The sequence below is a fragment of the Duganella sp. Root1480D1 genome (assembly GCF_001427305.1).
Classification (GTDB): domain Bacteria; phylum Pseudomonadota; class Gammaproteobacteria; order Burkholderiales; family Burkholderiaceae_D; genus Rugamonas.
The window spans coordinates 181,708-201,754 of record NZ_LMFZ01000005.1 but is presented as its reverse complement, the minus strand read 5'-3'; the positions used below and the strand labels follow the sequence as shown (position 1 = coordinate 201,754).

16 protein-coding genes and 1 tRNA gene are annotated in these 20,047 nt (G+C 62.8%); 9 read left to right on the top strand and 8 right to left on the bottom strand.

The features are described from left to right. The 4 genes from ASD58_RS07795 to ASD58_RS07780 all read left to right on the top strand — a co-directional run bounded on the left by ASD58_RS07795 (position 1) and on the right by ASD58_RS07780 (position 4,616). Positions 1-840 carry an AraC family transcriptional regulator gene (locus tag ASD58_RS07795; protein ID WP_057260613.1) on the top strand — a complete coding sequence of 280 codons (840 nt, stop codon included), beginning with the start codon at positions 1-3 and terminating at the stop codon, positions 838-840. A 33-nt stretch (positions 841-873) separates the two neighbouring features. Continuing rightward, positions 874-2,805 (top strand): helicase-related protein, encoded by a 1,932-nt coding sequence (locus ASD58_RS07790; RefSeq protein WP_057260536.1) that lies wholly within the window; start codon positions 874-876, stop codon positions 2,803-2,805. 63 nt (positions 2,806-2,868) lie between these two features. Beyond that, on the top strand, positions 2,869-3,921 hold the full coding sequence (locus ASD58_RS07785) for a sensor histidine kinase (RefSeq protein ID WP_057260535.1): 1,053 nt from the start codon (positions 2,869-2,871) through the stop codon (positions 3,919-3,921). Beyond that, on the top strand, positions 3,918-4,616 hold the full coding sequence (locus tag ASD58_RS07780) for a LytTR family DNA-binding domain-containing protein (protein WP_057260533.1): 699 nt from the start codon (positions 3,918-3,920) through the stop codon (positions 4,614-4,616). The genes ASD58_RS07785 and ASD58_RS07780 overlap by 4 nt, the downstream gene beginning before the upstream one ends. Before the next feature lie 5 nt (positions 4,617-4,621). Here ASD58_RS07780 and ASD58_RS07775 read toward each other — a convergent pair whose 3' ends face one another. The 8 genes from ASD58_RS07775 to ASD58_RS07740 all read right to left on the bottom strand — a co-directional run bounded on the left by ASD58_RS07775 (position 4,622) and on the right by ASD58_RS07740 (position 14,659). Further along, positions 4,622-8,173, bottom strand: coding sequence for a M1 family aminopeptidase (locus ASD58_RS07775; RefSeq protein WP_057260531.1), 3,552 nt, complete (start codon positions 8,171-8,173; stop codon positions 4,622-4,624). Between the two features lie 10 nt (positions 8,174-8,183). Beyond that, positions 8,184-9,053, bottom strand: coding sequence for an ABC transporter ATP-binding protein (locus tag ASD58_RS07770; RefSeq protein WP_057260529.1), 870 nt, complete (start codon positions 9,051-9,053; stop codon positions 8,184-8,186). Positions 9,054-9,134: 81 nt separating this feature from the next. Further along, entirely contained in the window at positions 9,135-10,586 is a 1,452-nt protein-coding gene (locus ASD58_RS07765; protein WP_057260527.1) for a PLP-dependent aminotransferase family protein, read from the bottom strand. A 9-nt stretch (positions 10,587-10,595) separates the two neighbouring features. After that, positions 10,596-11,267 carry a LysE family translocator gene (locus tag ASD58_RS07760; protein WP_229209926.1) on the bottom strand — a complete coding sequence of 224 codons (672 nt, stop codon included), beginning with the start codon at positions 11,265-11,267 and terminating at the stop codon, positions 10,596-10,598. Positions 11,268-11,351: 84 nt separating this feature from the next. After that, a tRNA-Lys gene (locus ASD58_RS07755) sits at positions 11,352-11,427 on the bottom strand. Between the two features lie 58 nt (positions 11,428-11,485). After that, positions 11,486-13,249 carry a GspE/PulE family protein gene (locus ASD58_RS07750; RefSeq protein ID WP_057260525.1) on the bottom strand — a complete coding sequence of 588 codons (1,764 nt, stop codon included), beginning with the start codon at positions 13,247-13,249 and terminating at the stop codon, positions 11,486-11,488. An 8-nt stretch (positions 13,250-13,257) separates the two neighbouring features. Beyond that, positions 13,258-14,043, bottom strand: a complete 786-nt coding sequence (locus tag ASD58_RS07745; RefSeq protein ID WP_057260523.1) for a spermidine synthase — start codon at positions 14,041-14,043, stop codon at positions 13,258-13,260. Positions 14,044-14,143: 100 nt separating this feature from the next. Beyond that, positions 14,144-14,659: a glycine zipper 2TM domain-containing protein gene (locus ASD58_RS07740; protein ID WP_057260521.1), complete on the bottom strand. Its 516-nt coding sequence runs from the start codon at positions 14,657-14,659 to the stop codon at positions 14,144-14,146. A gap of 308 nt (positions 14,660-14,967) precedes the next feature. On the opposite strand from ASD58_RS07740, the gene ASD58_RS07735 reads away from it, so the two are divergent. From ASD58_RS07735 to ASD58_RS07715, 5 genes are all read left to right on the top strand, one after another. Then, entirely contained in the window at positions 14,968-15,366 is a 399-nt protein-coding gene (locus ASD58_RS07735; protein ID WP_057260519.1) for a barstar family protein, read from the top strand. A gap of 80 nt (positions 15,367-15,446) precedes the next feature. Continuing rightward, on the top strand, positions 15,447-16,055 hold the full coding sequence (gene purN / locus ASD58_RS07730) for a phosphoribosylglycinamide formyltransferase (RefSeq protein WP_057260611.1): 609 nt from the start codon (positions 15,447-15,449) through the stop codon (positions 16,053-16,055). 18 nt (positions 16,056-16,073) lie between these two features. Then, positions 16,074-17,366, top strand: a complete 1,293-nt coding sequence (locus ASD58_RS07725; protein WP_057260517.1) for an RsmB/NOP family class I SAM-dependent RNA methyltransferase — start codon at positions 16,074-16,076, stop codon at positions 17,364-17,366. Positions 17,367-17,442: 76 nt separating this feature from the next. Further along, on the top strand, positions 17,443-18,738 hold the full coding sequence (locus tag ASD58_RS07720; RefSeq protein ID WP_057260516.1) for a mechanosensitive ion channel family protein: 1,296 nt from the start codon (positions 17,443-17,445) through the stop codon (positions 18,736-18,738). 93 nt (positions 18,739-18,831) lie between these two features. Beyond that, positions 18,832-20,028, top strand: coding sequence for a fatty acid desaturase (locus ASD58_RS07715; protein ID WP_057260514.1), 1,197 nt, complete (start codon positions 18,832-18,834; stop codon positions 20,026-20,028). Positions 20,029-20,047: the final 19 nt, after the last annotated feature.

The following is a 20,047-nucleotide window of genomic DNA, read 5'->3' as shown; positions in this document are numbered from 1 at the left end:
ATGTTGCCAGTTAGTAAATTCATCGTTCCGCGCCGTTCGCTCGCTTCCTGCCTGCGCGCGATCGTCGTGCGCAATACGGTTGGCTGCGCGCTGGCCGATGCGCAGCGCCTGAACCGCTATCCCGCCACGGGCTTCCCGGTGCTGTTCCTGCAACTGGTGGGCGAATCCGTGATGGTCGAACCGCCGATGCCGGACATGGCGTGCCCGCAAGGCGGCGTCCTGCTGTCCGGAGCGTGGACCGGGCCAACGGTTTCCGCCAATCCGGGGCCGACGCACTTCATGACCGTGCTGTTCTTTCCCGAGGCCTTGCACCGCCTGACCGGAATCGATATGAGCACCATCGTCGACCAGTTCCAGCCGCTGGAAGCCTTGCTCGGCGCCGACTGGCAGCAACTGGCGGCGCACATGCTCGCTGCCCCGGACGACGAAGCGCGCGTAGCATTGCTGGAGGACTTCCTTGAGCCGCGCTGGCGCGCCGTGCGCGACGACAGCACCTTCGATGGCGCGGTGGGCGACTGGGTGCGCCGCCTGGAAGGGCAGGCCGCTGCCGCCGGCATCGGCCGCAGCGTTCGCATGGCCGAGCGCCGCATCCGGGAATGGGCTGGCCAGCCGCTGCGCCGCCTGCGCCGGTCCTATCGCGCCGAGCAGACTTTCATCGCAGCGCGCGACGCTGCGCTGAAGGGCAAGGTTTCGCTCGGCGACATGGCGCAGCTAGGCGGTTATTCCGACCAGTCGCACATGAGCCGCGAAGCACGCGAGATCAGCGGCCTGAGTCCTTCGGAAATATTACGGCGCGGGCTGGAGGACGAAACCTATTGGGTCTACCGCATCTGGAACTAGCGTCGCGGCGTCATTCGCTATAATCGTCTCGCCATGACAGATTTTGACGACGACGAACAGTTGGTGACTGAGCTGGGCCTTGCGGCCCGCGGCATCGAACTGGCAAAGCAGGAAGGCCGCGTATTCCTGCGCTTTACTGGCACTGTGGAGCTGGACGGCCTGCACGTTCCCTACGACCTGGTGCCGCAGCAAGGCGTGCTGGCCAAGCCTTCCAAATGGCGCAAGCTGGAACGCGATGGGCGCGCCGCCCTGCTGCTGGAGCGCGGCAGCGAAGCCGCGCAAAGCACGCTGCACGCCGACGTCACCGCCTTCGCCGCCGAATTGCGCGAGGAGTGCGACGATTACGGCATGCGGCCGATGGATTTCCTGCATGCGCTGGAAGACATGCAGACGTCCGAGCCGGCCGGCGTCGTCTTCGACCGTATCCGGCAGCGCCTGGAGCACGCGGTGGAACGCCATCGCGAGGAGCGCCATGCGGAACGCACGCGCCAAAGCATCAACCTGGCCGAGTATCCCGATACCTTTGAAGTGGCGCGCCGCCTGCCGCGCAAATTCATCGCGCTGCTGGGCCCGACCAATTCCGGCAAGACGCACAAGGCGATGGAGGCACTGGCAAAGGCGCGCAGCGGGGTCTACCTTGCGCCACTGCGCCTGCTGGCGCTGGAAAACTATGAACGCCTGCAAGCTTCCGATCCCGACTTGAAGGTCAGCCTGGTGACGGGTGAAGAACGCCGCATCGAGGAGGGCGCGACCCACGTCGCCAGCACGGTGGAAATGCTGGATACGCGGACCCAGGTCGAGGTGGCTGTGATCGACGAGATCCAGATGCTGTCCGACCGCGACCGCGGCGCCGCCTGGACGGCCGCCGTCTGCGGCGCGCCGGCGCGCACGGTCTACCTGGTGGGTGCCGCCGAAGCCCGGCGCGCGGTGGAGGCGCTGGCCGAGCGCCTGGAATGCCCGATCGAGGTCCACATCCTGAAGCGCAAGGCGCCGCTGTCGATGGAGCCGTCCGCCGTGCGCAAGCTCAAGGGCCTGCGCAAGGGCGATGCCGTGATTGCCTTCTCGCGCCGCGAAGTGCTGATGTGGCGCGACATGGTGACCGAGGCCGGCCTGTCGGTTGCCACCGTGTACGGCAACCTGTCGCCGGAAGTGCGGCGCGCGCAGGCACAGCGTTTCCGTGACGGCCATGCGGACGTGGTGGTGGGCACCGACGCCATCGCCATGGGACTGAACCTGCCGATCCAGCGCGTGGTGATGACCACCACCGTCAAATACAATGGGTACGAGGAAGAGGAAATCCCGGCAGCGCTGGCGCGCCAGATCGCCGGCAGGGCGGGGCGTTACGGCGTGCACGAGGAAGGCCATGTGGCCGGCTACGACGACGAGACGCACGGCGTAATGCGCTCGCTGCTGAAGGAAAAGCTGCCGCCGCTGAAGGCTACCGGGTTCGCAGTGGCGCCGACGCTGGAGCACCTGCACCGCATCGCTTCCGTCACCGGCGAAGACTCGCTGGCGCGGCTGCTCAAGCGCTTCGTCCACAATATCGACGTGCCGGACGGCTTCTTCTTCCCGCGCATCACGGAGGAGCAGTTCGAGCGCGCCGAGTGGCTGGATACCCTGCCGCTGTCGGTGGCGGACAAGTTCACCCTGTCCCTGGTGCCGGTTTCCTCCAACGTGGTGACGCTGCAGAAAGCCTGGGAGCACTGGTGCGTGTCGCTGTCGCGCCAGCGCGTGACCCACCTGCATCCCGAGCAGAACCCGCTGCAGTGGATGAACCTGCAGGAAGCGGAAGATGCCTGCCGCCTGTACTCGGCCTATGCCTGGCTTGGCTACCGCCTGCCTGAATTCTTCCCCGACGTGGCGCAGGCGCTGGACCTCTCGCGCTCCGCCTCCGAGCGGGTGGACGGCATCCTGCAAGACCAGAACGCCGCCAACCGCCGCCGCCAGCCGAAGCGCTTCCGCTAGGGGATAGTAAATTTGCAAGCCGGCTGCTACCATCTGGCAGTTTGGACTACTATCGGCGCAACCATGCAGGATCGTACAACGCAGCGTGATTACTGGCTCTGCCAACTGGCGGGGTGGGGCGGCATGGCGGCCATCGGCCTGCTATCTTCTTCGCAAAGCAATTCCGAGGAGGCTTTGCAATTTGCGCTTGCCAAGACATTCTGCATGGCGACCGGCTTCGGCCTGTCGCACCTGTGGCGCTGGCAGTTGAAAAGGCGCAGCTGGCTGGCCGGTTCGATTCTGCCATTTGGCCTCCTGCTGGCCGGCCTGGCCTTGCTGGCTGTGGCGCAGACCGGCTTCCTGCTGCTGGCGGACCTGCTGTTTCGGGGCGGTGCCCTGGTGCGCGATCCCTCCGTCAGCGCGGCCGATTACGCCATGCTGGTGGTGCTGTGGTTCCTCGCCTTCGCAGCATGGACGCTGTGTTATGCGGTAGCCCTGACGCGCCGGCGCGCGCGCAATGCGGAGCTGGCGCGGCTGGAACTGGAAGTCAGCGCCAAGGATGCCGAATTGCGTGCGCTGCAATTCCAGGTCAACCCGCATTTCTTCTTCAATAGCCTGAACAGCATACGGTCGCTGGTCCACGAGGATGCGCAAGCCGCTTCGCATGCGCTGGGCCAGCTGGCCGGCATGATGCGCCAGCGCCTTCAGGCCGGGCAGGCCGATACCATCACGCTGGCGGAAGAACTGGCGGCCGTCAGCGCTTATCTCGGCATCGAGAAGCTGCGTTTCGACGAGCGCCTGGTGGTGGCCATCGATGTCGATCCGGACCTGGTGGACACGCCGTTGCCGCCGATGGTGGTGCAGACCCTGGTGGAGAACGCGGTCAAGCATGGCGTTGAGCGCATGGTGGCGCCGTGCCAGGTGCGGATCAGTGCCCGCCTCGGCGACGATGGCCTGGTGCGGGTGGAAGTGCGCAACCAGGGCCGCCTGGCTGCGAACAGCAGTTCGACGCGGCTGGGGCTGGCGAACGCCGTGCGCCGGCTGGCACTGCAATGCGGCCCGCAGGCTGCTTGCGTGCTGGAGGAAGAAGAAGGCTGGGTACGCGCCACCGTCACCTTGCCGCAAGGAGCAGCATGAGAGTAGCGATCATCGATGACGAGCGCCTGGCGCGCAACGAGTTGCGGCGCCTGCTCGATGCCCATCCCGAGGTGGATGTGGTGGCGGAGGCAGCTTGCGTAGCGGACGGCCTGCACGCCATCCGCCATATGGCACCGGACCTGGTGTTCCTGGACATCCAGATGCCGGATGGCAGCGGCTTCGACCTGCTGGCTGCGCTGGAGCAGGCGCCTGCCGTCATCTTCACCACGGCACACGACCAGTTCGCGCTGAAAGCATTCGATGCCAACGCGCTCGATTATCTGCTCAAGCCGATCGAAGCGCCGCGCCTTGCGCAGGCGTTGCAAAAGCGCAGCCGCGATGCCGAGCCAAAGTCGCCCAAGCCCAATGACGGCAAGGTCTTCATGCAGGACGGCGAACGTTGCTGGTTCGTGGACCTCGAGCAGATCGTGCTGTTCGAATCGGAGGGCAACTATACGCGGGTCTATTTCGACAACAACCGGCCCTTGCTGCTGCGCTCCCTGAGCCAGCTCGAAGAACGGCTGGATACCCGGCATTTCATGCGCGTCAACCGCCGCCACATCGTCAACCTGCGTTTCGTGCGCGAGGTTGGCCCGTCGCCCGCCGGCGGCCTGGTGCTGATGCTGGAAGGCGGCTTGAACGTCGACATGTCGCGCCGCCGCGCAGTCGAGTTCAAGCAGCTCAAGCGCCTGTAGCTTCCTTAATTCGCCTGCTCGATCTTTTTGCGGTTGTCGCCAGGCACGCGGTCGATCAATAACTGGCGCGGATCGATTGCCACTTCGCTCGGCCGCTCGGCGACTGTCAGCATCACGCGCGACTCGCCTGCCGGCAGCATGTGCTGCGTTGCCTGCAGTTCGCGCTGCCCGGCAAAGACGGCCAGTTCGACCGGTTCATCGTAGGTGCGGGCGCTTTCCTTGCCCTTGCCATCGGCCTCGGTCTTGGCCAGGCGCACGGTCACTTCCACGTTCCAGCGGCCGTCGGCACGCTTGCTGGCCTTCGCTTCCAGGATGCGGTTGTCATAGAACACGATGCGCTCGAACAGGTCCGTCACCAGCGCCTGGCTGGCAGCCGGGGTTTCGGCGCGGATGTAGTCAAGCAATTCCGTGCTGCCGGTGTAGGGCGTGTTGCGGTAGCGCGTGGCCTCCAGGAAGCGCTTGATGGCGCGGTTCAGTGCCGCTTCGCCTATCGTTTCCCGCAGACGGTAGAACGCCAGGCTGGCCTTGCGGTATTGCAGGTAGATCTGGCTTTCGTTGCGCACCAGCGGCTGCTCCTCGGCGCCCTCCGCGGCACGGCCGCGCAGGTACTCGTCCAGGTCGAAGCGCAGGATGCTGCGTACCTGTTCGGGGCCATAGCGCTTCTCCATGGCCATCAGGGCCGAATACTCCGCCAGCGATTCCGTCACCAGTCCGCCGCCCTGCATGTTTGCAGCGATGGCCTGGTCGCCCCACCACTGGTGCGCCAGTTCGTGCGCGGTAACGTAGTACACGTGGTCGGCCGCCGCCGGATCGCGCAGATCATTGATGAAGCCGAGCGATTCGGAGAACGGCGTCAGCGTCGGGAACGCCCGCGCATAGCTCTGGTACAGCGGCGTTTCCGCAATGCGCACCTGGCCGTAAGGGTAAGGGCCGAAGTTGGTGGTGTAGTACTTGAGCGCGCCCTTCGCGCCGTCGATCATGCGCTTGACGTTGTAGGCGTGCCGGCTGTCGTAATACACCTCGATCGGTACGCCGTTCCATTCGCTGCGTTCGACTTGCCAGCGCGCCGACAGGTAGCCGAAGAAAGGCAGGACCGGCTGGTTCATCTTGTAGTGGAAGTAGCGGCGGCCGTCCTTCTCCCAGCTGTTCACAAGCTCGCCCGGCGCCAGTGCCAGCTGGTCGGCGCTGGTGGAGACTGTGGTTTCGAAATCGATCCTGTCGGCGTCGATGCCGAACAGCTTCCAGTAGTTTTTCGATTGCGCCTGGCGCTCTTCCAGCGTCGGCATGCGGTGCGCAGGCCCGAGGCCGCGTGCCTTGCGCGCCTTGTCGTCGTCCAGTTCGATCGACTGGTTGTAGCCGAATTTGGGGAAGAAGTCCTCAAAAGCAAACGAAGTGCCATTGTTGTTGACCGCAAGTGGCTTGCCGTCGGCGGTGAAGCCGTTGCGCGCCACCTCCACGGTGAAATCGAGTTCGATTTGCGCGCCCGGCGCCAACGGTTGCTCCAGTTGCCAGTCCATCACCCCGTATTGCTTGTCATCGCGCAGCATGCGGCCTGCCGGCAGGCGATGGAAGCGTGTTGTTCCGCGCAAATCGGTCTGGATGCGCAGCACGGCCAGCGCCGACGGCTGCTTGTTCTGCAAGACATAGTGGCCGCGAATGCGCAGCGCCTGGGTGGCGGGGAAAATGTCGACATCGGCGCGGATGCCGGTCAGGCTTGGCAGCGGCAAGTCCATGTCCTGGCGATACGCTTTTTCGTAGCCGGCGCGAAAATCAAGCCACGCCTGGCTGGAGCGGTATTGGTTGAGCACATTGGTGTTGTAGTAGATCCAGCTGCCGGTACCGGCACCTGCTGCCAGGCACAGTGCGCATGCCAGGCCAGCCTTGCCGCGCAGCGCGTCGAGTCCACGGGTGGCAAATCCGCCCGCTGCCCACAAGATACCGGCCGCCAGCAAGGTCCAGTACAAGGCGAACCAGCTCCAGCCAGCGAGGTAATGGCCGTAACCGTTCATGTCGGAATAGCGCAGCACCGGCAAGGCGGCGAACGAGGCCAGCGGATGCTCGATGCCCATGCCGCGCAGCAGCGGGCCCGATGCCAGCAGGGCGATCCCCAGCACGTAGCCGACAAATTTGTTGCGCGCTGCCAGTTGCAGCGCCAGCAGGGCCATTGCCAGGAGCAGGTAATACGCCGAGGAGAGCAAGGTGCCCTGGGCGTAGAGCGGCAGTTCGAGCTGCACGCCGCCCACCACCAGCTGGATCGCAATGGCTGCCAGCACGCCGGCAAGCAGGAAGGCCAGCACTACGGCTGCCAAGGCGCCAAACCTGGCCAGCAGTGGTGCCCAGGCCGGCACTGGCAGCGCACCGGTCAGGCCATCGATGCGCGCCTGCCTGTCGCGATGCACCAGTTCACCGGCGAAGAACAGGAGCACGATGACCAGCATGTCGTTCATGCCGCCGGCCAGTTCTTCCAGCATCAGGCGGGTCAAGGGGTAGGGCACGCTATCGAAGCGCATGCCGCCGATCGTATAATTGGCGAAGAAGTTGGCCAACGCCAGCAGCAGCATCACCAGGAAGGGCAGGCTGCGCAAGATCGCGCGCGCATCGGCGCGCAGCAGGCTCGCCGCCTGCAGCCAGCCGGTCGACGGGGCGAAGCGCGGCACGCTGCGCGGCAATGGACGCGCTGCGATGCGGGCTGCAACGTCCTGCGCCGCAGCTTGCGCCTGTCCTGCCGCACGAATCTTGCGCCAACCGCGCCCGGTGCCGGTGCGCAGTGGCTTGAACAGCACGACGGTAAGCCCGAACATGGCCAGCGCCAGGACGCTCCACAGCACACGGTTGGCCAGCAGCGCGCCCTCCAGCGCAGGCAGGTGGGCATTGGTATCGGCGGCGGTGAAATAGCGCGTGGCCTGGAACAGGACTCGCACGCCGAACGGATCGAGCAGCACAGCCAGCGCGGCACTGTCGGCGCGTCCGCCAAGGAAGCCGGCAATGCCCCACAACGCGATGAAGCCCAGCACGCCCACATACACCATCATCATCGAGCGCGTGGTCGCCGCCAGCAGCATCAGCAGGGCTGAGACGAACAGCAGGTTGGGCACCGCATACACCATGAAGCCCCAGGCATAGGCGTACAGGGAGAATGGGCCGAGGCGGGCGGGATCGATGCCGGGCATGCGCGAACCGAGCACCATGGCAAGCGTGATCAGCGCGAACACCAGCAGGCAAGCGGAAAAGCCGGCCAGGAAGCGGCCCAGCAGGTAATCCATCTTGCGCATCGGCGTGGCAAACAGCAGGTCCGCCATGCCGACCTCATTGTCGCGCAACAGGGCGCCGGCGACGAAGAAGGTCACCAGGAACAAAGCCATGATGCTCAACACGCCGATCTGGTTGACGATCACCAGCGGCGCGTTCAGGTGGGCATTGCCGATGCTGCCGCCGATGCGGGCGGTGTCGCTGCCGGCGGAGCTGAAGGCGAGCAGCATCAGCGGCAGGGCGCTGAGCCAGAGCAGTGGCTGGCGCAGGTGGTAGCGCAAGTCGAAGGAGAAGAAAGTTTTCCACATGGTGCGGTCCTCAGGCAGCTTCGCGCAATTGCAGGAAGTAGACGTCTTCCAGGCCCGGTTCGACCTGGGTAAAGCCGCTGTCCGGTTGGTGGTCGGCGTAAATATTGACCTGCGGCTTGCCGCCCACCAGGCGCGAGGACAGCACGGTGAAGCGCTGCTGCAGCTCCGGCAACTGGGCATCGCTGACGGCGCCGCGCCAGATGCGGCCGCGTAGCGTCGCAATGGCGGCCTTCGGCTCCCCTTCAACCAGTACCCGGCCTTTGCCGATAACGGCCATGCGCGTGCACAGGTCGGTCACGTCTTCCACGATATGGGTCGACAGGATCACGATCACCTGCTCACTGATGCGGGCCAGCAGGTTCAGGAAGCGATTGCGTTCGTCCGGGTCCAGTCCGGCGGTCGGTTCGTCGACGATCACCAGCCGCGGTGCGCCCAGCAGGGCTTGTGCAATGCCGAAGCGCTGGCGCATGCCGCCCGAATAGCTGGCCACGGCGCGCTTGCGCGCTTCCCACAGGTTGGTTTGCTGCAGCAGCGCTTCCACCGCCTCCTTGCGTTCCCCGCGCTGCGTCAGGCCTTTGAGGATGGCAAAATGGTCCAGCAACTCCAGCGCGCTGACCTTGGGATAAACGCCAAAGTCTTGCGGCAGATAGCCCAGCTTGCGGCGTAGCGCCTGCGGATCGCGCAGCACGTCGGCACCATCCAGGTGGATGGTGCCGCTGTCCGGTTCCTGCAGCGTGGCGATGGTGCGCATCAGGGTGGACTTGCCGGCGCCGTTCGGCCCGAGCAAGCCAAACAGGCCGGTCGGGATGTCGAGGCTGATATCGTTGCTGGCGTGGACGCCGTTGGCGTAGGTCTTGTTCAGGTGGCGAAGCGTGAGCATGGCTGTTTCCAGAAAGTGGCAGACAGCATGCAGGCTAGACAGGTGGGTGCAAGCCCGCCAGCGCGCCGATACGAACGCGCGTCAGCCGTGACGAGCGGTAAAAATCAGGGATGAACGGCGCACCGCTGCCACCGCCTCCAGGCGCTCTTGCAGGTATTTGCTCAGGCGCGGATGCTGGCTGAACGCCACGTTGAAGCGAACATGCCGGTCCGGCGTGTCATTGGCCGAGAAGGCGGCGCCGCGCATCAGCAGGATCTTGTTGCGGTAGGCGTCCTGCACCAGCAGGTCAACGTCCAGGCCCTCCGGCATGGTGCCCCACAGGAAAATGCCGGCGTCGCCGGGCTGCTCGAAATGTACGCCTGCCGCGCTTAATTGGCGCGCACTGGCGCTGCGTGCCGCCATGATTTTGCGTTGCAGCCGGTCCAGGTGTTTGCGCAGGTTGCCAGCCCTGAGCACTTCGAGCAGCACATATTCGTTCAGCGCAGGCGTCGTCATGACCGAATGGATCTTGGCCCGCATCAGCACCTTGAGCAGGGCAGGCGCGGCGGCCAGATAGCCCATGCGCAGGGCAGGGCTGAGCGCCTTGCAGAAGCTGGAATAGTAAATGACGCCATCCAGGCCGGAAAGCGATGCCAGCCGGGTGCTTTGGGCTTGCTGGAAGTGGCCGTGCACATCGTCCTCGGCGATCAGGAAGCCGTACTGCTGCGCCAATACCAAAACCTTGTGCAGGTTGGCTGCGCTGCTGCTCCAGCCGGTCGGGTTGTGCAAGGCCGTTTGCACGAACAGCATGCGGGGACGATGCTCGCGGCAGGCAGCCTCCAATGCGTCCAGGTCCAGGCCTTCGGGACGCCGCTTGATGGGCACCAGGCGAATGCCCTCCTGGCGCAGCCTGCCGAACATCAGGAAAAAGCCAGGGTCTTCCACCAGCACCGTGTCACCGGGTTGCAGGAAGCTGCGGCAAATCAGGTCGATCGCATGGGTGCCGCCAAAGGTAGTGAGGATTTGGCCTGCATCGATGGGGGCGCCGATGCCTTGCAAGAGCAGCGCAATATGCTCGCGCAATTCCGGCAGGCCCTGGGGCGGACAGCGCGAAGCCATGCCCGCAGTGCTGTTTGCGATCGCCTTTTGCACTGCGGTAGCCGGTACCGCGTCTTGCAGCCAGGTCGGCGGCAAAGCGCCGCTACTGGCCAGCAAAACGCCGGCACGCTGGTCGTTTGCCTGTTGCGCAAGCCAGACAGGCTCCTGTTCCTCGCCGGCTTCCAGTGCGGCTTCGTCCGGCGCCGACCGGCCGTCATCGCTCCTTGTGCGCACGTAGAATCCCGCCGTGCCATGCGAATCGATGATGCCCGCCGCGACAAGCCGGTCATAGGCCAGCACGACGGTATTTGTACTGACCGCCAGTTGCGTCGCCAGCTGGCGTATTGACATGAGCCTGGCGCCCGCAGGCAGCGCGCGCCTTTCGACCAGGTGCCGCAGCTGGTCTTCAATCTGCTTTGACAGGGCAACGGGAGAGGTGCGGTCGATGGAGAGCATCCCTGGAGTCTAGCGCAAAAACGCCAGGGCCAGGACGAACAGCATGCCGGCCATGGAGAAGTTGAATGTGCGCTGCATGCGCGGTTCTTTCAGCAAGCGGCGAATGGATATGCCGAACAGGGCCCAGGTGGCATTGCATGGAGCTCCCACCAGTGCACCGATCAGGGAGGCTTGCAGCGCGTTGGCAACCGTATCCTGTCCCGCGGGCATAAAGACCGAAGCTACGGTGATGGCTTTCAGCCAGCTTTTGGGATTCAGCGCCTGGAAGACGGTAGCCTGGATAAACGACACCGCTTTCGGGGCTTGGGTTCCATCCACGGACGCTCCGCTGAGCTTCCATGCCAGGTAGATCAGATACAAGGCACCGGTAATGCGCAGGACCTGTTGCGCCAATGGATAGGCGACGAAGACACTTCCCAGTCCTACGCACATCAGCATGGTTTGCGCAAACAGGCCGGCCTGGATGCCAAGAATGACAGGTACGGCACCGCGGCCGCCGAAATTTGCACCGGTGATGGCGAGCATGAAGTTATTTGGTCCGGGCGTGGCCGACATCACGAGGCAATAGGTGACCAGCGGCAGGAGTTCAGTCATGGTGTGCAATTCGCAGTGGAGGAATGGCACCAGTGTAGGAATGCGGCCCAGGCCGGACAAGGCACAAGGCCCGAGGGATGGGCTCATGCTGTATCAGTCGGCCGGCAGCTACAGTTTGCCGACGCGCAAACAAAAAAGCCTCGTCCGAAGACGAGGCTTTCCTGTTCATTCTGGTAGGCCGTGCGGGGCTCGAACCTGCGACCAACGGATTAAAAGTCCGCTGCTCTACCAACTGAGCTAACGACCCGAAAGAGGCCGTATTATATACGAGGATTTTGGCGTTTGCAAAGCCCCTTTTTCTGCCGTCACCCCATGGCAGTCACTTTGAGCACTTCTTCCGCTGTAGTCACGCCTTCAGTCACCTTGAAGGCGCCGGCGATGCGCAGCGGGATCATGCCCTCTGATACCGCTTGCTTGCGCAAGGCGGTAATGTCGGTTTCTGCTTCCAGCATGGAGTTGAAGGATTCACTGGTGGTGAGCAGCTCGTAGATGCCGGTACGGCCGCGGAAGCCGGTCTGGCGGCATTCCGGGCAGCCGACCGGGCGATACACTTTCTCGGGCTTGGCGATATCCCAGCCGCCGCTCAGGCCTTGCCAGATATCGTCGGCCAGTTCGCCTCCCGCTTCCTTGCAGTCCACGCACAGCGTGCGCACCAGGCGTTGCGCCATGATGCCGATCAGGGTCGCTTCCAGCATGTAATAGGGCACGCCCAGTTCCAGCAAGCGCATCACGGCAGATGGCGCGTCGTTGGTGTGCAGGGTGGACAGCACAAGGTGGCCGGTCAGCGCGGCCTGGATCGCCATCTCCGCCGTCTCCAGGTCGCGGATCTCGCCGACCATGATGATGTCCGGGTCCTGCCGCATCAGGGCGCGCACGCCGTCAGCGAAGGTGAGGTCGATGCCTGGCTGCACCTGCATCTGGTTGAAGGATGCTTCCACCATCTCGATCGGGTCCTCCACCGTACAGACGTTGACCTCCGGCGTCGCCAGCGTTTTCAGCGTCGTGTACAGCGTGGTGGTCTTGCCCGAGCCGGTCGGGCCGGTGACCAGGATGATGCCGTGCGGGCGGTTGGTCAGCGCATCCCAGCGCTTGGCGTCGTCGACCGGGAAACCCAGTTCCGGCAAGGTCTTCACCACCACTTCCGGATCGAAAATACGCATCACCAGCTTTTCGCCGAAGGCGGTCGGCAGGGTCGAGAGACGCAATTCGATCTCCTGGCCGCCGGCGGTACGGGTCTTGATGCGGCCGTCCTGCGGGCGGCGCTTCTCGATCACGTCCATGCGGCCCAGCAGCTTGATACGGGCGGTCATCGCGATCATCACCACGGCCGGCACCTGGTACACCTGGTGCAGCACGCCGTCGATACGGAAGCGGATGGTGCCGAGGTCGCGCTTCGGCTCCAGGTGGATATCCGATGCGCGCTGTTCGAAGGCGTACTGCCACAGCCAGTCGACGATGTTGATCACGTGCTGGTCGTTGGCGTCGACCGTCTTGTTCATCTTGCCGAGTTCGACGAGCTGCTCGAAGTTGTTGCGCAGTGCGACGTCCTGGCCGGTGTTCTTGTTGGCGTGCTTGATCGACTTGGCCAGCGAGAAGAATTGCGAGGTGTATTGCGAGATATCGAGAGGATTCGAGATCACGCGCTTGATGACGCGGCGCGCGACCTTGGCGATTTCCGCTTCCCATTCCAGCGCGAACGGATCGGCGGTGGCCACGGTCAGCGTGTCCGGCGTGATTTCCACCGGCAGGATGTTGAAGCGTGCCGCATAGCTGGCCGACATCACGTCCGCCACCTTGGTGAAGTCGATCTTCAGCGGATCGATGCGATAGAAGGGCAGCTTGGCGCGCTGCGCCAGCCATTCGGTCAGCACGTCCAGCGTCAGCAGCTTGCCGCTCTTGGCCGACATCAGCTTGCAGTGCGCCACGGCACTCAGGGGATGCATGGCGCCGGGGGTATTGCGCAAGATGCCTTGCGCCTGAGCGTAAAGTCCTTTGACCTCGGCTTTCTCGACCATTCCATCAGCCAGCAGCCAGGTGAAGATAATTTGAAGATCGAGTGCTTTTGCCATGTGTGACCTTATGCGAGTGCGGCTTTCAGTCCTTTGAGCCAGGACTTTGCGGGCAGTTTAGTTTCGGCGACGATTTGCGCGGCGCGTTCGGCCAGCGCTGCCACGTCGATATTGCGGCGGGTTTTGAAGGCGATTGCCACCACGTTGCCATCGTGGACCTCCGGTAGCGACACCACTTGCGGGAAGGCGAACTTCATCGCCTTCAGGTTCTTGGCGTAGCTTGGATGGTCGCCGAACAGGTTGACGGTCATGATGCCATCGTCATTCAGGCAGGCGGCGCAAGCCTGGTAGAACTCCGGGGTGTCGAGCACCGGGCCGCGTGCGGTGGCGTCGTACAGGTCGACCTGCAGCGCGTCCAGCGTGCCGTGATGGTCCGGATTGGTGACGTAATCCATCGCATCCATTTCGACCACGTTGAGGCGGCCGTCGTTGTCGGGCAGCTTGAACATGGAATAGCCGATGCTGATCACCGACGGGTTCAGCTCCACCGTGGTGACTTGCGCTTGCGGGAAATGCTTGTAGCAGAACTTGGTCAGCGCGCCGGTGCCCAGGCCCAGTTGGGCAACGTGGCCAGGCGCGGCGTTCCACAGCATCCAGGCCATCATTTGCTGAGCGTACTCGAGTTCCGGCCAGTCCGGTTTGCGGATGCGCATGGCGCCTTGCACCCATTCGGTGCCGAAATGCAGGTAGCGCACGCCGTCCAGCTCGGAAAGCGTGACCGGTGCATACTTGGGCTTTCGCGTGGCGGGGCGCGAAGACTCTTCTTTTTCGATGGATTTACGTTTAATCAGCATGGCGGCATTATCCCGCGTTATCTTGCTCGCAAGCAAGCGTACAAATGAAAACTGCCGGCCATTGCTGGCCGGCAGTCCGGGTTGAAAGATGGCCCGGGACTTAATTATTCATCGGTTCGACATTGACGCGCAGGCGAATCCGCTGGCCCGGGTCGTAGCTCATGAAATTGGTATATGTGCGGCCGCGGTAATCGTACTCCACGTTATAGCCGGTGGTGCGGGTTTCATAAGCGTCGACCATGCGGCACTGCTTCACGGCCTGTTCCTGTACGGCGCCTGACTGCGCATTGGAGTTTTGCGTGCGGTCGCCGATCACGGCGCCGGCAATTGCGCCGGCCGCAGTGGCCGCGGTTTTGCCGTGGCCGGAACCGACCTGGCTACCGACTGCCGCACCCAGGATACCGCCCAGGATGCTGCCGCCGACGCCGCGTTCCTGCGGCTGCTGCACCTGGACATATTCGGTACGGCATTCCTGGCGTGGACGGTTGATCTGTTCGGTCACCGGCGTGACGCGGGTCACACGGCCGTAGTCCTCAAAATCAGTGGCTTGTGCCTGCGCCAGCGGCAGTGTGCCGAGGCTCAGTGCTGCGAAAAACAATTTAGTTTTGGCGTTCATTTTGTTTACCTCGTTTCTGTCTTTTGGGCAGTTCGCTTTGGTTGAATTGGAATTGCACGCCTAAATAGTAACGCCATGGCTTGTATCCATGGGGGAAGTAAGGCAACAAAATGTAACCCCATGCTTTTGGGTTAATATGGTAAGTTTTTAACAAAACTTGCGTTAGGACTCACTTTCGGGTTGATTCATAGAGTACAACACGTTACCCTTATGGCGTGGAATCAGATTGACAGGGAGAAACGAAAGCTCCGGCCCCGGCGCATTGACCCGCCTACGGCTCGTACTTGATAGGTCGATTTGAGGGAAAGATGAGTTTGTTGATAACTGTGCCGCCTAATTTAGTCCAGTCTATTCGCGCTTTCCGCGTGGCAGAGCTGCAGGACGAGGCAGCGCGCCTGGGGCAGCATTTCTTGTATGCACATTGCCATGCCGGCCTGACCAAGCAGCAAGTCCTGGGTATTATTGCCGAGTCTTTCCATATCCCGAAGCCCCACGCCAAGAATTTCGACGCCCTGCGCGAAACCCTGACCGAAACCATGGCCAAGGCAGGCGAGCAGAACGGCTTCCTGACCGTGCTCGAGCAATTGCCGAATACGCAAAAGTTTGACCGTGAAGCACGCGAGTGCCTGCTGGATGTGTTCCGCGATGCGGCTGATTTCTGGGCCGAAAAGAAAGTACCGTTCCGCGTCTTTTACTCGTTCGAGTAGACTTCATTCCCCTCTTGCATAGAATGCTGCGCAGCAGCATAATGTCGCCTTGGCTCGCCTGAGCAGGTACAATGGCGGCCATGAAAAACATCGTCATCCTCATTTCCGGACGCGGAAGCAATATGGAAGCGGTGGTCCGTGCAGCCCAGGCCGAACAATGGCCGGCACGCATCGCCGCCGTCATCAGCAATAAGGCGGACGCCAAAGGCCTCGAATTCGCGGCCGCACACGGCATCCCGACCGCAGTAGTCAGCAACAAGGATTACCCTAGCCGCGAAGCATTCGATGCTGCGCTGCAGGAAGTCATTGACGGCTTCAACCCCGACCTTGTGGTGTTGGCCGGTTTCATGCGCATCCTGACGCCGGGCTTTGTCAGCCACTACGAAAACCGCATGCTGAATATCCACCCATCGCTGCTGCCGCTGTTTCCAGGACTGCACACGCACGAGCAGGCGCTGGCATCGGGCCAGGCCACGCATGGCGCCACTGTCCACTTCGTGACCGCGGAGCTGGACCATGGCCCGCTGGTGGACCAGGTCTCCGTGCCTGTCCTGCCGGGCGATACCGCCGAGGTGCTGGCGGCGCGCGTGCTGGAACAGGAATGGGTCATGTACCCGCGTGCTATCCGCTGGTTCGTCGAAGGCCGTTTGAGGGTCGAAGATGGCAAGGTCAATATTGACCGCAACTGAATAAAGAGAAAGAACATCATGCGTTTGCCACCATACGTCCTGACCAGCGCCGAAAACGTGCTGCGTGAAATCATGCGCTTCACCGCGCCGGCCGACACCACCCTGTCGCACTTCTTCAAATCGCACCCGAAGCTGGGCGGCCGCGAGCGCGGCGCCATTGCTGAATCGGTGTACGCCGTGTTGCGTAACAAGGCCTTCTTCACCGACCGCGCCGAAGCCGGCGCCGGTGGCGCCACCATGCGCCGCCTGGTTCTGCTGGGCATGGCCGATGCAGTCGGCATCGATGCGCTGCCGGGCCTGTCGGAAGAAGAATCCGAATGGCTGAAACGCCAGCTCGAAATCGACCGTTCGCTGCTGCACAAATCGATGCGCGCGAATATGCCGAAATGGCTGTTCGACAAACTGGTCGCCCAGTACGGCGAAGACGAAACCCTGGCCCTGGCCGATGCGCTGAACGCTCCGGCGCCGCTGGACCTGCGCGTCAACGCCATGAAGACCGACCGCGACGCTGTGGTGGCCGAACTGGCTACCGCGCCGATCGTAGCCGAGCCGACGCCGTTCGCGCCGTTGGGCCTGCGCCTGAAGAAGAAGCCAGCGCTGCAAAACCTGCCGCTGTTCAAATCCGGCGCGATTGAAGTGCAGGACGAAGGCAGCCAGTTGCTGGCCCAGATCCTCGGCGCCAAGCGCGGTGAAATGGTGGTGGACTTCTGCGCCGGCGCCGGCGGCAAGACGCTGGCACTGGGCGCGCAGATGCGCAATACCGGCCGCCTGTATGCTTTCGACGTATCCGAAAAGCGCTTGTCGAAGCTGAAGCCGCGCCTGGCGCGCTCCGGCCTGTCGAACGTGCACCCGGTCGCCATCGCGCACGAAAGGGACGCCAAGGTCAAGCGCCTGGCAGGCAAGATCGACCGCGTGCTGGTCGATGCGCCGTGCTCCGGCATGGGCACGTTGCGCCGCAACCCGGACGTGAAATGGCGCCAGGATGAAAGCGCGATCGGCGAGATGCACGAGAAGCAGGTCTCGATCCTGGACGGCGCAGCGCGCCTGGTCAAAGGCGGCGGCCGCCTGGTGTACGCCACCTGCTCGCTGCTGGAAGAAGAGAACGACGCCGTTGCCAAGCAGTTCATCGAAACCCATCCGGATTTCGAGCTGGTGCCGATGTCCCAAGTGCTGGCCGAGCAGAAGATCGCCAACCTCGAGATGGGCGACTACCTCAAGCTGCTGCCGCACAAGCACCAGACCGACGGCTTCTTCGCCGCCGTCTTCGAACGCAAGCCGATGGCCAAGCCGGCCAAGGCAGACGAAGAGTAACAGCCCAGCCCGTGTCACACTTGGGGTGTGACCCCATGGTGTGACACGGGCTGAACCATAAGGAGTAAGTCGAACGATGCCGTTGGCGAATTTGCTGAATGATCTTCTGGGTGATCTGCGCGATCCGAGCCTGATGTGGCAGGCGGGCGCGATCGTTCTGTCCGTCTTGCTGGGCTGGACCTTGTCGCGCTTCCTGTGGCGCGGCGTGAAGGCGCGTACTGCCAGCACTGACGTGGCGCGGTTTGGCGTGGAGAGTTTCGGTCGCGTGGTGGGCCCGCTGGCCGTCGTGGTGCTGTTGTGGGCTTCGCAAAAGCTGCTGGGCCGCTTCCACCTGCACACCAACCTGTTCAACCTGGCACTGCCGATTTTCAGTTCCCTGGCCGTGATCCGCTTCGGCTTCTACCTGCTGCGCCGCGTGTTCGCGCGTGGCGGCGTGGTGGGCGAGGGCATGCAGAATTTCGAGAAGGCCTTCCAGCTCCTGGTGTGGCTGGCCTTCGTGCTGTATATCACCGGCTTTTACCAGGAGATCTTCGATTTCCTCGATGACACGCTGATCCCGCTCGGCAAGCACAAGGTGTCGATCGCCACCGTCCTGCAGGCGGCAGTGTCGGTGGTGGTATTGTTGTTGCTGGCCATGTGGGCTGGTGCGGCGCTCGAAGAGCGCTTGATGAACCTGCACACCATGCATTCCAACCTGCGCGTGGTGATCGCGCGCATGGGGCGCGCGGTGCTGATCCTGGTGGCGGTGCTGGTCAGCCTGTCGCTGGTGGGCATCGACCTGACCGTGCTGTCCGTGTTTGGCGGTGCGCTGGGTGTCGGCCTCGGTCTCGGTTTGCAGAAGATCGCCAGTAATTACGTATCCGGCTTCATCATCCTGCTGGACCGCAGCCTGACCATCGGCAACGTGATCACCGTCGACAAATACAGTGGCCAGGTCACGCAGATCAACACCCGCTATACCGTGCTGCAGGGGACCGATGGTGTGGAATCCATCGTGCCGAACGAAATGCTGGTCTCCGGCGCGGTGCAGAACTCTTCGCTGACCAATCCAGCGGTGGTGATCGTCACGCGCGTGACGGTCGGCTACGAGAGCGACGTGGACTTCGTGCTCAAGCTGATGGAGGACGCCGCACTGACCGTTCCGCGCGTGCTGCGCGACAAAGGGCCATCCGGCATGCTGCAGGCGTTCGGCGCCGATGGCCTGGAGCTGGCACTGGCGTTCTGGATCCAGGATCCGGAAAATGGCCGCGGCGGCGTGACCTCGGATGTCAATCGGGCAATCTGGAAGTCCTTGAAAGAACACGGAATTTCTGTACCGTTCCCGCAACGCGAGATTCGCCTGCTGGGCCCTCTGCCGGAGCAGTCTGCCTAAAAAATAATCAGTGCCTACGGGAAAACCTTCCTCAAATCACCTACGAATGCGCGTACAATTGCGCCTATTCGGAGTACCTCAAATGGAGTTGTAATGGATTTAAGCGCAGTTCTCGATTTCATCAGCAATGGCGTGACCGGCCTCAGTGCCTGGGCGACGGTTGGCGTCACGCTGATCCTGACCCATATCACCATCGCCAGCGTGACGATCTTCCTGCATCGCCACCAGGCGCACCGTGCGCTGGAACTGCACGCGATCCCTTCGCACTTCTTCCGTTTCTGGCTGTGGATGACCACCGGCCAGGTGACCAAGGAATGGGCTGCCATCCACCGCAAGCACCACGCCAAGTGCGATACCGAAGAAGATCCGCATAGCCCGGTAACCAAGGGCATCAAGACTGTGTTCTGGCAAGGCGCGGAGCTGTACCGCGCTGAATCCAGGAACAAGGAAACCATGGAAAAGTACGGCCATGGCACCCCTGACGACTGGATCGAAAAGAACCTGTACAGCAAATTCAGCTGGCAGGGCGTGGCACTGATGCTGATCATCGACTTCATCCTGTTCGGCGCCAAGGGCATCACCGTGTGGGCCGTGCAGATGCTGTGGATCCCTGTGACCGCCGCCGGCATCATCAATGGCATTGGCCACTGGTGGGGCTACCGCAACTACGACTGCTCCGATGCGGCGACCAACATCATCCCTTGGGGCATCATCATCGGCGGCGAAGAACTGCACAACAACCACCATACCTATGCGACTTCGGCCAAGCTGTCGTCCAAGTGGTATGAGTTCGATATCGGCTGGGGCTATATCCGCGCCATGGAAATGATCGGCATGGCCAAAGTGAAGAAGATGCCGCCGAAGCCTAAGTTCGACACCGCCAAGGTGAAGGCCGACTTCGAAACCCTGCAATCGGTAATCGCTAACCGCTATGACGTGATGGCCAAGTACGCCAAATCCGTCAAGCACGCATGGAAAGAAGAATTGGAGCAGCTGAAGGACAAGTCGCAGCTCAATGCACGTTTCCCGAAATCCTCGCGCAAGCTGCTGCAGCGCGAGCCGGCCAAGCTGGAAGCCCCGCAGAAGCAGCAGCTGGTGGAGCTGTTCCAGCACTCGAAGGCTCTGGAAACCATGCACAATATGCGCGTGGAACTGGGCATGCTGTGGGAGCGTTCGCACTTCTCGCGCGATGAGCTGGTGCAAAAACTGCAAGACTGGTGCGAGCGCGCGGAAGCGTCGGGCATCAAGTCCCTGCAAGAATTCTCGATGCGCCTGCGCAGCTACGCTTAAACGGCGCTGCCATTAAAGG

Excerpts from the sequence above, each read along its gene's own strand:
- ASD58_RS07795 (WP_057260613.1), top strand. The coding sequence starts at position 1 with ATGTTGCCAGTTAGTAAATTCATCGTTCCGCGCCGTTCGCTCGCTTCC.
- ASD58_RS07790 (WP_057260536.1), top strand. The coding sequence starts at position 874 with ATGACAGATTTTGACGACGACGAACAGTTGGTGACTGAGCTGGGCCTT.
- ASD58_RS07785 (WP_057260535.1), top strand. The coding sequence starts at position 2,869 with ATGCAGGATCGTACAACGCAGCGTGATTACTGGCTCTGCCAACTGGCG.
- ASD58_RS07780 (WP_057260533.1), top strand. The coding sequence starts at position 3,918 with ATGAGAGTAGCGATCATCGATGACGAGCGCCTGGCGCGCAACGAGTTG.
- ASD58_RS07775 (WP_057260531.1), bottom strand. The coding sequence starts at position 8,173 with ATGTGGAAAACTTTCTTCTCCTTCGACTTGCGCTACCACCTGCGCCAG.
- ASD58_RS07770 (WP_057260529.1), bottom strand. The coding sequence starts at position 9,053 with ATGCTCACGCTTCGCCACCTGAACAAGACCTACGCCAACGGCGTCCAC.
- ASD58_RS07765 (WP_057260527.1), bottom strand. The coding sequence starts at position 10,586 with ATGCTCTCCATCGACCGCACCTCTCCCGTTGCCCTGTCAAAGCAGATT.
- ASD58_RS07760 (WP_229209926.1), bottom strand. The coding sequence starts at position 11,267 with ATGAGCCCATCCCTCGGGCCTTGTGCCTTGTCCGGCCTGGGCCGCATT.
- ASD58_RS07750 (WP_057260525.1), bottom strand. The coding sequence starts at position 13,249 with ATGGCAAAAGCACTCGATCTTCAAATTATCTTCACCTGGCTGCTGGCT.
- ASD58_RS07745 (WP_057260523.1), bottom strand. The coding sequence starts at position 14,043 with ATGCTGATTAAACGTAAATCCATCGAAAAAGAAGAGTCTTCGCGCCCC.
- ASD58_RS07740 (WP_057260521.1), bottom strand. The coding sequence starts at position 14,659 with ATGAACGCCAAAACTAAATTGTTTTTCGCAGCACTGAGCCTCGGCACA.
- ASD58_RS07735 (WP_057260519.1), top strand. The coding sequence starts at position 14,968 with ATGAGTTTGTTGATAACTGTGCCGCCTAATTTAGTCCAGTCTATTCGC.
- purN (WP_057260611.1), top strand. The coding sequence starts at position 15,447 with ATGAAAAACATCGTCATCCTCATTTCCGGACGCGGAAGCAATATGGAA.
- ASD58_RS07725 (WP_057260517.1), top strand. The coding sequence starts at position 16,074 with ATGCGTTTGCCACCATACGTCCTGACCAGCGCCGAAAACGTGCTGCGT.
- ASD58_RS07720 (WP_057260516.1), top strand. The coding sequence starts at position 17,443 with ATGCCGTTGGCGAATTTGCTGAATGATCTTCTGGGTGATCTGCGCGAT.
- ASD58_RS07715 (WP_057260514.1), top strand. The coding sequence starts at position 18,832 with ATGGATTTAAGCGCAGTTCTCGATTTCATCAGCAATGGCGTGACCGGC.